General features: G+C 68.7%; 12 protein-coding genes and 1 pseudogene. 5 read left to right on the forward strand and 8 right to left on the reverse strand.

Annotated elements, in window-relative coordinates:
* Window positions 1–208: 208 nt before the first annotated feature.
* Both ACZ4UV_RS08805 and ACZ4UV_RS08810 read right to left on the reverse strand, forming a co-directional pair.
* Window positions 209–742: a hypothetical protein gene (locus ACZ4UV_RS08805; protein ID WP_451021890.1), complete on the reverse strand. Its 534-nt coding sequence runs from the start codon at window positions 740–742 to the stop codon at window positions 209–211.
* A 32-nt stretch (window positions 743–774) separates the two neighbouring features.
* A complete protein-coding gene (locus tag ACZ4UV_RS08810) occupies window positions 775–1,332 on the reverse strand; it encodes a hypothetical protein (RefSeq protein WP_451021889.1) in 558 nt (185 codons plus the stop codon).
* A 739-nt stretch (window positions 1,333–2,071) separates the two neighbouring features.
* Here ACZ4UV_RS08810 and ACZ4UV_RS08815 point away from each other — a divergent pair.
* Both ACZ4UV_RS08815 and ACZ4UV_RS08820 read left to right on the forward strand, forming a co-directional pair.
* Window positions 2,072–2,539 (forward strand): SRPBCC family protein, encoded by a 468-nt coding sequence (locus ACZ4UV_RS08815; RefSeq protein WP_451021888.1) that lies wholly within the window; start codon window positions 2,072–2,074, stop codon window positions 2,537–2,539.
* The gene (locus ACZ4UV_RS08820; protein ID WP_467836975.1) at window positions 2,532–4,121 is read left to right on the forward strand and encodes a phytoene desaturase family protein; all 1,590 of its coding nucleotides are present in this window, start codon (window positions 2,532–2,534) and stop codon (window positions 4,119–4,121) included. Before ACZ4UV_RS08815 ends, ACZ4UV_RS08820 begins: the two co-directional genes overlap by 8 nt.
* A 189-nt stretch (window positions 4,122–4,310) precedes the next feature.
* Here ACZ4UV_RS08820 and ACZ4UV_RS08825 read toward each other — a convergent pair whose 3' ends face one another.
* On the reverse strand, window positions 4,311–4,574 hold the full coding sequence (locus ACZ4UV_RS08825; protein WP_467836976.1) for a hypothetical protein: 264 nt from the start codon (window positions 4,572–4,574) through the stop codon (window positions 4,311–4,313).
* Window positions 4,575–4,790: 216 nt separating this feature from the next.
* Window positions 4,791–5,366, reverse strand: a complete 576-nt coding sequence (locus ACZ4UV_RS08830; RefSeq protein WP_451021885.1) for a hypothetical protein — start codon at window positions 5,364–5,366, stop codon at window positions 4,791–4,793.
* A 194-nt stretch (window positions 5,367–5,560) separates the two neighbouring features.
* Between ACZ4UV_RS08830 and ACZ4UV_RS08835 the strand changes: the two are divergent.
* Both ACZ4UV_RS08835 and ACZ4UV_RS08840 read left to right on the forward strand, forming a co-directional pair.
* A pseudogene (locus ACZ4UV_RS08835) lies at window positions 5,561–5,905 on the forward strand (acyl-CoA desaturase); the annotation flags it as partial.
* Window positions 5,906–5,917: 12 nt separating this feature from the next.
* A complete protein-coding gene (locus ACZ4UV_RS08840; RefSeq protein ID WP_467836979.1) occupies window positions 5,918–6,151 on the forward strand; it encodes an ANTAR domain-containing protein in 234 nt (77 codons plus the stop codon).
* Here ACZ4UV_RS08840 and ACZ4UV_RS08845 read toward each other — a convergent pair.
* From ACZ4UV_RS08845 to ACZ4UV_RS08855, 3 genes are all read right to left on the reverse strand, one after another.
* Window positions 6,133–6,594: a YsnF/AvaK domain-containing protein gene (locus ACZ4UV_RS08845; RefSeq protein WP_451021883.1), complete on the reverse strand. Its 462-nt coding sequence runs from the start codon at window positions 6,592–6,594 to the stop codon at window positions 6,133–6,135. The genes ACZ4UV_RS08840 and ACZ4UV_RS08845 overlap by 19 nt on opposite strands.
* 217 nt (window positions 6,595–6,811) lie before the next feature.
* Entirely contained in the window at window positions 6,812–8,872 is a 2,061-nt protein-coding gene (locus ACZ4UV_RS08850; protein ID WP_467836981.1) for a SpoIIE family protein phosphatase, read from the reverse strand.
* Window positions 8,873–10,116: 1,244 nt separating this feature from the next.
* The gene (locus ACZ4UV_RS08855) at window positions 10,117–10,350 is read right to left on the reverse strand and encodes a hypothetical protein (RefSeq protein WP_451023334.1); all 234 of its coding nucleotides are present in this window, start codon (window positions 10,348–10,350) and stop codon (window positions 10,117–10,119) included.
* Window positions 10,351–11,255: 905 nt separating this feature from the next.
* Between ACZ4UV_RS08855 and ACZ4UV_RS08860 the strand changes: the two genes are divergently transcribed.
* On the forward strand, window positions 11,256–11,597 hold the full coding sequence (locus ACZ4UV_RS08860; protein ID WP_316780919.1) for a MerR family transcriptional regulator: 342 nt from the start codon (window positions 11,256–11,258) through the stop codon (window positions 11,595–11,597).
* 285 nt (window positions 11,598–11,882) lie between these two features.
* Here ACZ4UV_RS08860 and ACZ4UV_RS08865 read toward each other — a convergent pair whose 3' ends face one another.
* Entirely contained in the window at window positions 11,883–12,587 is a 705-nt protein-coding gene (locus ACZ4UV_RS08865; RefSeq protein WP_316780922.1) for a hypothetical protein, read from the reverse strand.
* Window positions 12,588–12,621 lie beyond the last annotated feature (34 nt).

Below are 12,621 nucleotides of genomic sequence, written 5' to 3' on the forward strand. Positions count from 1 at the left end.
TGACGCGGCCTTGTCGGTCCCCTGCCGCCGCTGCGGTGAGAGCGCGGGACCGTCGCCGCCATGATGTCGGACGAGGGTGCCCTTCTGGAGCGGTGCGCCCTCTGCCTCAGCGGTGGACCGCGGCATGTCAGTGGTCGCGGACGTGGACCGGGTGAGGACCTGGACCCGGGGTGACGGCGACCGGGTCGGACGGACAGCGGAAGGAGTCTCACGTGGTGAGCAGCCGGTTGAAGAAGGAGCGATAGCGACGCAGAGCCCTGCGCAGCTCCTCCGTGTCGACCTGCTCGCCCTGCCCCCACTGGTCCTCCAGGTCCTTCTTGTGCTGAGCGAACGTGGTGGCCAGGGTCTGCATGACGTCTGCGACGAGAGCGTCGGCGTCGTGCACGGCCTCGCGGGGGTCGTCCACGAACTTGTTCTGGGTCTTCTGCCAGCGGTCACGGAAGCCCTGGTCCTCGGCCTCCGTGAGCAGTTGCGGGGCTTCGTCGTCCGAGGTGTCCGGGGTGCGCGCGGCGTCCGTGGCGGCGGCTGGCGCGTCTGATCCGGCAGCGGACCGGTCCCCGTCGGCCTCGTCGGCCAGGTTCCGTGTCTGCGGCGTCGCGGTACTCTCACCTGGGTACATCGGGGCTCTGCCGGAGGCTCCCTCTGTTTCTCCGGGCGTCCCGGTGGTGGCGCCGGAGGGCTGTGCGAGATCCTCGGTGGTCAGGCCGCCGGTCGTGCGGCCCGTGTCGTCGTTGCTGTGCATGGTGTTTCCTCCATGCCGGGTCGGGGCCGGCGTCAGGAGTGGGTGGGTTGTGCTCGGCCGCCGTCGGTGAGCAACTCGTCGAACAGCGCACGGTAGTGCACCATGGCACCCCGCAGTTGCTCGGTCGTCGCCTGACTGTGGGTGCTGAGGGATTCCACCTCGTGTGCGGCGCGGTAGTGCTCGAGGGTGCGCCCGTGTTCCACCGAGAGGTCCTTCATCTGCTGGTCGAACCCTTCGGTCGGGTAGCCGCGGTCGTGCATCAGGGAGGTCACCAGCTGGTCCGCGTCGTGCACCGCGTCCTGCGGCCGGTCCACGAACTCCTCCTGGACACTGCTCCATTCCCGTGTGTAGCGGTCACGCGAGACCGGGGGGAGCGGTTTGATGTCCAGTGCATCGTGCCGCTTCTCGCGTTCCCTGAGTTCACGCTCGGCGGCGCGCCGGCCGTCGGACTCCTCGACGGTCCGTTCGTACTCCGGGCCGAAGCGATCACGGAGGTGACGGCGTCGCGCCATGAGCGCTACCGCTACAGCAGCAAGGGCGAGCACCACCACGATCGCAATGATGATCGTCAGAAACATTCCGGTGGACATGGGCACAGGCTCCTTGTGGGAGGGGGAGATACCTCCTCCGAGTCCCCATTTATCCAACATTCATCCCTTGTGCGATGGTCGATGCGTCAGACGACCGGCGTCACGGGTGTCCCACCAGTCCCGCCGCCGTCGCGGAGCGGCCTCGGGCGGCGCATGAAAATGATCAGTGCTGATCCCCGCGTGGCGAACGGGCTGTGACGTGGGCGACGAGACCGGACGGCGTGTCAGGGCACGCGCACGCGAAGCAGACGTGTCACCAGCCGGGCGAACCGGTCCATGTCGCTATCGGGGGCGGACGAAAGACCGGCTAGTCCCACCGCCTGCTGCCGTGGCGGCGTCCGGGCCCGTCTCCGTTCTGGGCTTCCGGATCTGCTCCGCCATCTGCCCTCCGGTACTACCGCCCGAGGCCGTTCTCAACGGCATCGTAAAACGGCAGGTGGCGTGCTGACCGGTGCTCGGTCGAGGCCGCTGCTTCGGTACCGGTCGGACAGGAACAGACGGAGTTTGCCGATGGAGGCCGAGGCGCACCTTCCACGGAGACTCCTCTGGCCTGGGTGAGATGCGAGGGCATTCGAGTACGTGCACCATGGCCGTGGCACCGCATTGCGGATGAAGACGTCAGATGTGCCCGAGTGTCCCAGCCCTGTGGAAGCGCCAGTGCGAACGCGGGCAGGCCCTCCCAGTGCCGCGTGACAGGGCTGTGCGGCACATCGACCGTTCTCGTGGAAGGGGCCCCTCCATGGCCGTCCACCATCAGTTGATCCGGCGTCCCCCGTACGCGGTATGGGCGGTGCTGGCAGATCCGGCCTGCTACGGGGACTGGGTGGTGGGGCCTTCCGAGTCCGTGCCGCTCGACCAGACCTGGCCAGCCGTCGGATCCAGGCTCCGCTACACCGTGCGGCTGGGGCCCTGGTCGGCCGACGGGGTGACGACGGTCCGGCACCGGGAATCCGGAAGTGAGCTGGAGCTGGAAGCTTCGTTCAAGCAGCTGGGCACTGCGCGGATCTTCCTCCAGCTCAGGCCGTGGGGCGAGGAGGAAACCCTCGTCATCTGTGACGAGCACCCCCTGCGCGGCCTGGGAGGCACGCTCCACAACGCCGCGAGTGAAGCGCTGTTCCTGCTGCGGCACCGGGGCATGCTGGCCCGCCTGGCCAGGCTCGTGGAACGGGATCCCGAGCAGGATCACGCCGGGGCCCGCCATGCCTGACGCGGTGGTGATCGGCGCCGGGCCCAACGGGCTGGTGGCGGCGAATCTGCTGGTGGATGCCGGGTGGAGCGTGGAAGTCCTGGAGGCGCAGCAGGAGCCTGGCGGCGCCGTGCGCAGCGACCGTGGCGTCCATCCCGATTACGTCTCCGATCTTTTCAGCGCCTTCTACCCGCTGGCTGCCGTGTCTCCGGTCCTGGCCCGCCTGGATCTCGCCGCGGAGGGGCTGCGATGGAGCCATGCCCCGCGCGTGCTGGCCCACCCGTTGAGGGACGGGAGGTGCGCCGTGCTGGAGCGCCGCGTCCAGGAGACCGCATCGGGGCTGGAGGAGTTCGCGTCGGGTGACGGTGATGCCTGGCGGGACATGTACGAGGCGTGGAGCCGTGTCGGGCAGGACCTGGTGCAGGCCATGTTCACGCCTTTCCCGCCGGTCCGCTCCGGGCTCCGTCTGGCGGCGAAACTCCGGGCCGCGGGCGGACTGCGGCTGGTCCGGAACCTGGCCCTGCCGGTGCGCCGCCTGGGCGACGAGGAGTTCCGGGGCGAGGGGGGACGGCTCCTGCTGGCCGGGAACGCCTTGCATGCCGACCTGGCTCCCGAGGCGGTGGGCAGTGGCGGATTCGGCTGGCTGATGTCGATGCTCGGACAGAGCCACGGCTTCCCGGTCCCCGTCGGCGGTGCCGCCGCCCTGACCGCGGCGCTCGTGAGCCGGCTGCTGCACCGCGAGGGCGTCCTGCGGTGCGGGGAGCGCGCGGTGTCCGTCGTCGTACGGGGTGGCAGGGCGGTGGGCGTCCGGACGGCTGGTGGGGAAACCGTGAATGCGCGGCGCGCAGTGCTCGCGGACACGTCGGCGCCGGCCTTGTACCGCGAGCTCGTGGGCGAGGAACACCTTCCCTCCCGACTCCTGCGGGACCTGGAACGCTTCCAGTGGGATTTTGCGACCTTCAAGGTCGACTGGGCGCTGACCGGCCCGGTGCCGTGGACGGCCCCGCAAGCCTCCGGTGCGGGGACGGTCCACGTGGCCGACGGCATGGTCAGCCTGACCCGGTTCGCCTCGCAGCTCGCCATGGGACAGGTCCCCGACGAGCCGTTCGCCCTGTTCGGACAGATGACCACGGCGGATCCCAGCCGCTCACCCGCCGGCACGGAGTCGGCGTGGGCCTACACCCATGTCCCGCAGCGCATCACCTCCGACGCTGGTCCCGACCGCATGACCGGCCGCTGGGACGCTCGCGAACAGGAAGCCATGGCGGACCGCGTCGAGGCCCAGGTGGAGCGGTTCGCGCCCGGCTTCCGTACCCGGATCCTCGCCCGCCGGATCCTGGCCCCCACCACCCTCCAGGCCATGAACGAGAACCTCCACAACGGCGCCATCAACAACGGCACCGCCGCCCTGCACCAACAGGCCGTCTTCCGCCCCGTCCCCGGCACCGGCCGCCCGGAGACCCCCGTCAAGGGCCTCTACCTCGCCTCCGCGGCCGCCCACCCCGGCGGAGGAGTCCACGGAGCCCCCGGAGCGAACGCCGCCCGAGCCGCCCTGCGGCCCTACGGACTGCACACCCTCCTCCACCGTGCACAACGGCTCTGAACCGCCTGGCAGCACAAGTCCTGGTGTGGGTGTGATGGGTGGTTCGGGGCGCCGCTTCGACATCCGGAACCACCAGGTCAGACTGCGTACGACCGCACTACGGCCATACGCCGAGATGTGAGAGTCCGGGAACACCAGCCGAGTGTCGGGGCAGGTCGCGCCGAGGGGAATCGCTTGGCTCGGGCTGCGTCAGCGCTCTTTCTCGTCGGCCTCCTCGTCGTACTCGTCCTCCGACTCCTCCTCGTCGTACTCCTCTCCTTCTTCTTCGGACGCCTCGTCCTCTTCTTCGTCGTGCTCCTCCTGTTCCTCGTCCTCTCCTGCCGCTTCCTCCTCTTCCAGTGCCTCCTCGTGGCTGCGGACCACCTCACCGTCGCGGATCTCTCCCCGCCAGCCCTCGACTTCTTCGTCGGCGAACGTGACGTAGCGCTGGAAGTTCTCGAAGTCCAGCCGCAAACTGCGGCCTTGGGCACGCCACAGGTTGCCGGTCTTCTCGAAGAAGCCCGAGGTGGTCGGGGAGACGCCCAGGATCAGGGCGAGCGGGATGGCGCAGGGGAGGGTGCGCGCGGGAGAGCAAACCAGCTATTCCGTCATGTGTAGCCACAGCCGGTTCAGTGAGGCGGGTCAGCGGCTATCCCGTGGAGTTCTGCTCTCCGCCTGCGGCTGCTGGAGTCACCGCCCAGACTGAGAGAAGCGGAGTGATGAGCGCGGCCACGGGCTGCTGCTCCATTCGGATCCTCCGCCTGCGAGGTGCGGGTCCCTCGCGTGGGCGTCACGCGCCAGCCGGAGCGTCTGCTCTCGGCAGCCCTTTGAAAGGGAAATCTGATGGCTGATGTACCCAAGATCGCTCTTGCCGCCGCGGTTCTCGGCGGGTATGTCCTGGGCCGGACGAAGAAGGGACGGGTCGCGTTCGGTGCGGCGACCTACCTCGCCGGCCGTCGGTTCGGGCTGGAACCACAACAGCTGCTGACGGAGGTAGTCAAGAGGTTGCGCGAGCTTCCCCAGTTCGCCGACCTCAACGAACAGCTCAGTGGCGAGGCCCTGTTCGCAGGGCGCACAGCGCTGAGCGCGGTCGCCGACCGCAAGCTCGCCGATCTGGCCGACTCCTTGCACCAGCGCACCGAGCGCATAGGCAGCAAGGGCAAGGAGGAGCCGCAGGACGAAGACGAAGAGCCGGAGGACGAGTACGAGGAGGAAGAGGAGGAGCCGGAGAGGCCGTCGTCCACGCGAGGATGCGGTCTGATGCACGCTGATCGGGCGCACGCCTCACTGGCGTCGGGCGTCCGTTGGCGCTGTACCTCTTGTCCATCTGCCGGTCCAGTCGGGCGTGAGCAGCTCCGGGCTCCGAGGTCCCGTCTTAACCTCGCCGTTTCAGTGCACGTGTCATGCGTGGGAGCTCCTCGTGCAGCAGTCGGCCGACCAGGGCACCGCCGAAGACGACGATGCCCACACCGACCCCGCCCCGTCGTCCGCCGCCCCCGGTAGGCGGCAGTGATTTCGCCCGCCTGTCCAAGAAGATCGCCGAGGCCGGCCTGATGAACAGACGCCCCGGCTACTACACCGTCCGCTCCATCGCCGTGGCCGTCGCCTACGCCGGTGGCTGGTGCGCGTTCGTCCTCATCGGCGCCGACTGGTGGACTCTGGCGGTCGCCGCGTACCTCGCCGTGATGTTCGGGCAGGTCGCTCTGCTCGCCCACGACGTCGCGCACCGCCAGGTCTTCCGTCGGCGCCGGCCCAGCGAGGCGTCCGGCCGCATCGCCGGGGCCGCGATCGGGATGGGCTATGGATGAAAAGAGGGAATGCTGGCCCGGGCCCGTATCGACCAGGCCATGGGTGTGCTGGTCGCCTTCGCAGGCACGAATCCCGATGAGGCGTGGGACCTGCTGCGTGAGGTGTCGATGAACACCAACAGGAAACTACGGAAGGTGGCGGAGATTCTCGTCGGCTGGCCCGCTGAGGGAACACTGCCCGACGACATCCGCGAGGCTCTCGATGCCGCTGTCGCGGCCCACTGTCAGCACGCGACACCATAGCTGCCCCTCTTGAAGACAGCGTCTGGCTGGGCGGGAGGCGCAGGGTGGGAAGACCGTCGGCCGACGGGGCCAGGCCCTGCGCCCATGTGGAACGGTCCTCGCCGCCGGCGCTTGTCTTCGGGTACGTCGGTCTCGATCTTCTCCTTGCGGACCTCGCCGGTGACGGTTTCCTCGTCGGTGCGCTCGTCGGTGGTGAGGCGGACCCGCTCGACTGGCCCGGCCTTGGTCTCCACCCCGGGCCGCTCGGCGTGCAGCGTCACCTCGGGCCCGGCTTCGGTGATGTCCGGGCCTGCCGTGGCCTCACGGTTGGATTCGGTGACCGGTTCGCGTTCGACGCGTACCTCTTCGTGGCGGACGGGGACGATCTGCTGCACCTCTTCGGTGACGACGTACATGCGCAGCCGGGCCCGGCCGAACGCCTGGCGTTCGGTGCCGATGTGCATCACCGGTGGCTTCCGTGCCGGTGCTGGTGCCGGCGGTTCGGCGTCGGTGCGGGCCCAGCCGGCGGTGCGGGCTGTTTGGCCTGTTGCCAGGCGGCGTCCCAGCCGATGCCGTAGTGCTCGTACAGGCGATGTTCTTCGTCCTCGGACAGGTGGCCCCGGCCCCCTACGTCAACGTTGGGGGCGTCCTTGACCTTGTCCTTGGCGTAGCGGACGACCTCTAAGGCCGCGGCCGGGGCCGGGCTCGGGCGATGAGTATGGCGACGTCGTCGTGGTCGTCCGGATCGCGCAGTGCGTCCAGGAGCCGGTCGCAGGTTTCTTCCGAGGTTCGGTCGGGGCTGTGCAGCAGTTGGAGGAGGAGGTCCAGGCGCTCGTCGATGGCGTGGTGGCGGGTCTCGACCAAGCCGTCGGTGTAGAGGACCAGTCGGTCGCCGGGGGCCAGGCCGAAGGTGGTGACTTCGAAGGCGACCCCGCCGACCCCGAGGGGTGCGCCGGTGGGCAGATCGAGCAGTTCGGGGGGCTCGCCCGCGCGTATCAGCACCGGGGGCAGGTGTCCGGCGACAGCGATGTGGCACAGGGCGCGGTGCGGGTCGTAGACGGCGTAGGCGCAGGTGGCGTACTGCTCCAGGTCAGCGGTGATCTTGTCGAGGTGGTGCAGCACCTCGGTCGGTGGGAGGTCGAGGTCGGCCAGGGTGGAGGTAGCGGTGCGCAGGCGTCCCATGGTGGTGGCGGCGCTTATGCCGCTGCCCATCACATCGCCCACGACCAGCGCGACCTTGTCTTCCACGAGAGGGATGACATCGAACCAGTCGCCACCGACTTCGATGGTCGTCCCGGCGGGCCGATATCGGGAGGCGACCTCCAGGCCCGCCTGCTGCGGTGGAAGGTCGGGCAGCAGGCTGCGCTGGAGGGTGACCGCGGTGTTGCGTGCGCCTTGGTACAGACGGGCATTGTCGATGCAGACCGCGGCTCGGTCTGCCAATTCACCGACCAGGAGGAGGTCGTCGTTGTCGAAGGGCAGCGGGCTGCGGGCGCGGGTGAGGCCCAGGGTGCCGAGCACCTCGCCACGGGCGATCAGGGGCGTCAAGAGATAGCTGTGGATGCCGGCGCGGGCCAGGATGGCGGCGGCCTCGGCGTCACGGGCGATACGTGCCAGGTCCCGCTCGCCGACGTGGGGTATCAGAATGGGGCGGCCGGTCCGCACGCACTGAGTGGCCAGGCGCTCCGCGCCGTAGCTGGCGAGCTGGCCGGGAGGGTCGGCGGCACGTACGGCCTCGGTGGGGTACGCGGCTTTCACAGCAAGGGCCCGGAAGAGTGCTCTGCCTGCCGCGGGTGCCGTCGGGTGGCGGTCGTTCAGGATGGAATCCAGGATGTCCACCGCCGCCACGTCGGCGAGCTCGGGGACGGCGACGTCGGCCAGCTCGCGGGCGGTCTGTTCCACGTCCAAGGTGGTGCCGATACGGGCGGAGCCGTCGGCGATCAGGGCGAGACGCTGCCGGGCGCGGTGCCGATCGGTGACATCCACCAACATGATGGCTACCCCGAGTACCCGGCCGCCGGGACCGTCGAGCCGGTAGTAGGAGACGGACCAGGCATGATCGTTGTCGGGGTCGGCGGGAGTGCGTCCCACGCTGTGCTGGTCGATGATGGGCTTTCCGGACGTGAGGACTTGCCGCAGCGCGGCCTCGATCGCGTCGACCTCCAGGAACGGCAGGGCCTCGCGGACTCGTCGCCCGAGGTGGTCTTCGGCAGGGACGCCGTTGATCTGCGCCAGCGCCGGGTTGACGGCCACGTACCGCAGGTCGGTGTCCAAGACGGCCAGCCCGATCGGGGACTGCGAGACCAGCCGCGTGGACAGGGCCACGTCCCGTTCCACCTGACGCAGGATTGCCTCGTCGGTGGCGATGCCCAGGGCGTAGTAGTCACCCCCGTCGTCCAGGAGTCGCATGTTGCGGAACTCCACCAGCCGGCTACTGCCGTCCTTGTGTCGGACGGGGAAGGCGCCGGCCCATCCCTGTCCCGTCCTCATGACCTCGCTGAACAGCCTGATCATCACGTCCAGGTTCTGCTCGTGGACCAGCAGCCGCGCCGCGTACTGACCCAGCGCCTCCGCCGCGGTGTAGCCGAACAGCTCCTCGGCCTGCGGGCTCCACAGCACGATCCGACCCTCGGCATCCAGCAGCACAGCCGCGACACTGAGCAGATCCAGCAACTCACGCGGCTGTCCCGGCCCGGAATCCGGCTGGTCACCCTCGGCACCGAAGGGATCGGCTTTCCTCATCCAAGCACTCCCTCCGCCTGCCAGCCCGACACGCCGCCCTGCGCCGGCTTCAGGCTGTGGCCAGTGTCCCCCGCACCTCGCAGTGCTTCCATGGTCCCCCGGATTCGGGCGGCCGCACGGTCGCCCATTGGCAGCGGGCACCGTGCCTTCGCCGAAAAGCGCGACATCGGCCACGGTGACGTCCAGGCACCGCCGGACATAGCGAGCGGGTGCCGCCAGAGCCGCGGTCGAATCTGACGAAGAGGAAGGCGTTGCTCGTAGCGACTGAAGGAGGGCACGCGCCCGGAGGGCCCCTGTCGACACGGTCACGAGTTCATGCCGGAGAACGTATACCTGGGCTCTCGTCGGCAGGTCCGGCAGTGCCGGAGCGGAGCAAGGCCCGCCAGGTCCACCCCGGCGATGTGGCATCTCGTGACAGATGAGGGGGTCAGACGGGTGAGTGAGACACCGATGAACCCCCTGCAATACCGCTTTGACGGGCCAGAAGACGCCCCGGTCCTGATCCTCGGTCCCTCACCGGATACCACCTGGCACAGGTTGTAGAGACCGTCCAGGGGTGTCTACGCCAGTCCAGCGCGGGCACGAAACCGCCGGTCAGAGCCTTCTGGTCCAGGAGAGGCCGCCCAGTTGGTGATGGCTGTGTGATAGGCGAGTGATACGGCGAGGCCCGTCGGCGTCCGCCTACGGGACCGCTACGAGGAGCCATGAGACGACGAAGCCGCACCTGAGCGCTCCGGTGCGGCTTCGTCTGAGAGCGGGTGCTCTGGTGCGCACGATGCGGTCGGCGCCGCGTGCGGTTCGTGTTCCTGTGATGCTCTCAGAGAGTGCCGACTTTGCGATCGCACTCGCTCCCGAGGTGCGGTGTGACACGGCTGCCCCACCCAGACGGCGCCCTGAGAGGCCACCTCCGAGGCCGGGCTCGGGTCGGGCCCTTGTCAGTAGAGTGAGAGGGGTGAGGATGGAGGAGTGAGCGCCGCCCTTCAGGCTCCTGCCGCAGGCGACATCCCCGGGACACCCGAGGAATGGACCACGCCTGACATGCCTGCCGCATGCGCAACCCGGACGGAGAGGATGCCGGGGTAGGGTGGCCGACCTCATCGGTGCGGCGGCTGCACACGGAGATCCGCCGCAGAACCGACGTGGCCGGGATCTTTCCGAGCGCGTCGCCCTGGTGAGGTTGTCGGCGCCGTCCCGGCCGAGCAGAACGGCGAATGGACCGCTTTCACCGCTGCGTGGCAACCACTTCAGTCGTTCGCGCATTTTCCGGACGTGCCGACGCCGCCGCCGACTTCTGCCTGGCCAAAGATGCCCGTCGACGCGTCCCGTTCCGTGCTGCCGTTATCGCACGGTCGGGAGTCGAAGAACTCCGGCAGCGTGCAGAACCCGCGATCAGCCATGGCTCGCGCGACTAACGACACGTACTCGTCGGCAGCCAACCACCCAGCGCCCACACCGGCGGCGAGGACATCAATGCTCATGGCAGCGCCACCTTCGGACAACGGCAGACCTGGACGCCGACTCCGACTTCGCCAGAGATGTCCGGACCGGCTTTGCCGTCCTACACCATCGACGGCGCAGTCAGCGGAAGACACGAGGCGAGTGCAGAATCTGGTTGCAGTGTGCGGCCTGGCGTCGGTGGCCGGCGCTGTGCCAGCAGGAGTCGGCGCCGCCGCCCATGGCCGACTCGGGCCTTGGCAGGGGTGACGCGCGGCGGCTGACGGTGGGTGCCATCCGGCGGAGAACGCCGATCCCCTTCAGGGGGTACGCCCCGGATGCCCGGTGATGCTCCGGGCGTCGGGGAGGGTGCTGTGCGGCGTGGCGTCCCCGCCGCACAGCACCCGGACCCGGGTGGGCTGGTGTGCTGCTGTTCAGGGCGATGTCATTCGCGCCGCCACGTACCCGGGGCGGCACTCTTCTGGGTGTGCAGGCAGTAGAGGTGCACACATCCACCCTGAAGAAAATCTGTTGTGGCGAGAGTAGACATTGGCTCGTCGTGGGGTTACTGTCGTGTCGTACCCAGGAAGTCGAAGTGAGTACGGCAGACATGAACTGCCGTGCGAACAGGTCAAGAAGGACACGACCCCCGAGAGGTCGTGAGCAGTACCCGCGGTATCCAGCAGTACAACCGAGTAATCGAAGGTAAGGAGCCGAACGCCATCAGGATCGCCCGGGCGAGGAAGCAGTCCGCCCGGGTACCGCAGGCCCCGGATTGGAAGGTGGTCCCCGGTCACGCATTCGCGATCCCCGCAGCCCCGCCCTCCCAGGCGGCCCCTGCGGACGAACAAGGCCGGCACGGTGTGCCGGTAGATGGTGTTGAAAGCTCGGGGCCCGGGTGCCGGTAAGGCATCCGGGCCCCCCGACGCGTCCGCGAAAGAAGAGGTCTATGCCCCCTGCCGGTCCTCGTCCTGTCGACAATCTCGACGATGACGACTACCCCGCCTACACCATGGGCCGGGCCGCCGAGATGCTCGGCACCACTCCCGCCTTCCTCCGCGCCCTCGGCGAGCACCGCCTGATCACACCGCTGCGCTCCGAAGGCGGCCACCGCCGCTACTCCCGCTACCAGTTGCGCATCGCGGCCCGCGCCCGCGAACTCGTCGACGCAGGCACGCCCATAGAGGCCGCCTGCCGCATCGTCGTTCTCGAAGACCAACTCGAAGAAGCCCAGCGCATCAACGAGCAACTGCGTACCGAGGGCGGGGCGCAGCCGAAGACCTCAGCCTGACTTGAGTACGCCGAGCGCCGGCCGAATCCTGATCGTCGCGACCGAGGCCGTCACCTGGTCGCGGCGGTGCAGTCGACGTTCAACCCGCGACGGATCGCTGTTGACGCTCAGCGTGGCAGCTTCTACCCGGAGGGATTGGTGGAAGGACCGCGGTCGTGGGTGGTGGGCGCAGTAGGTATCCCCGGGCTGCTGACGGCTGCGGGGATGGCGGCGACGCTGGAGGCCGTCGACGTGTCAGGACCCGGCCTCGCTGAGCTGACCCCTCATCGCCGCCGACCGGTCGTACTAGCGGCTCGTGCCGAGGTCGCCCTCTTCCTTCGGAGGCTTCCGTCCTCTCTCGCCGTCCGGAGCTGATTCGTCCCCTTGCTCGTTCAACAGCTCAAGGAGTGCTGCATCCGCCCTCTTCTGATCTTCCTTGGTCAGTTCGACCGGTGTGTTGTTGTAGACGGTGTAGCGGTCCGGATCGGTGATGTTGGCGGCCCGCAGGGTGAACGTCAGCAGGCGGCGCCACCCCTTGCGGTGGCCGACCCTCGCTTGCAGTTGGACCTTGAAGTCACGGGCTTCCGGCATGAACCCTGAAAACGGTGCCTCGAACTCGATGAAGAGTTGTTGCGCTTCCCTGCCGGGCACGACGAATCCGGCCGGCTCCTTGGCATCCTCGTCCGGACCCGGCTGGAGGCGGGACGGTGTGGACACCCACAGCAGCGGCAGGTGCGAAGCGGGCTCGTCGGGGAAGGTCAGGAGGAGGTCCTGCACGACTATCGGCTTGGCACCGGTGTTGTGGAGGACGAGAGGGAGCCGCAGGCGGGCGGTGGATGAGTGGATGATCGCTGCGAAGGCATGAGGCTCCCATGTCTTCAGGCGCCCTTGTCTGGCGTTGAGCCACCAGAACGAGGCGACGGTGAAGAGCAATGCGCAGACCGACACCACACCGGCGCCTGTGAGTGATGAGGACGCGGCCAGATCGGTCGCGGCCATCAGCAGGGCCACAGATTCAGTCTGCCAGCCCCGGCGTGGGCTCGCT

It is taken from the genome of Streptomyces sp. NPDC028289 (assembly GCF_055565975.1).

Excerpts from the sequence above, each read along its gene's own strand:
- ACZ4UV_RS08855 (WP_451023334.1), bottom strand. The coding sequence starts at position 10,350 with ATGAGCATTGATGTCCTCGCCGCCGGTGTGGGCGCTGGGTGGTTGGCT.
- ACZ4UV_RS08820 (WP_467836975.1), top strand. The coding sequence starts at position 2,532 with ATGCCTGACGCGGTGGTGATCGGCGCCGGGCCCAACGGGCTGGTGGCG.
- ACZ4UV_RS08805 (WP_451021890.1), bottom strand. The coding sequence starts at position 742 with ATGCACAGCAACGACGACACGGGCCGCACGACCGGCGGCCTGACCACC.
- ACZ4UV_RS08850 (WP_467836981.1), bottom strand. The coding sequence starts at position 8,872 with ATGAGGAAAGCCGATCCCTTCGGTGCCGAGGGTGACCAGCCGGATTCC.
- ACZ4UV_RS08815 (WP_451021888.1), top strand. The coding sequence starts at position 2,072 with ATGGCCGTCCACCATCAGTTGATCCGGCGTCCCCCGTACGCGGTATGG.
- ACZ4UV_RS08840 (WP_467836979.1), top strand. The coding sequence starts at position 5,918 with ATGCTGGCCCGGGCCCGTATCGACCAGGCCATGGGTGTGCTGGTCGCC.
- ACZ4UV_RS08860 (WP_316780919.1), top strand. The coding sequence starts at position 11,256 with ATGCCCCCTGCCGGTCCTCGTCCTGTCGACAATCTCGACGATGACGAC.
- ACZ4UV_RS08845 (WP_451021883.1), bottom strand. The coding sequence starts at position 6,594 with ATGCACATCGGCACCGAACGCCAGGCGTTCGGCCGGGCCCGGCTGCGC.
- ACZ4UV_RS08810 (WP_451021889.1), bottom strand. The coding sequence starts at position 1,332 with ATGTCCACCGGAATGTTTCTGACGATCATCATTGCGATCGTGGTGGTG.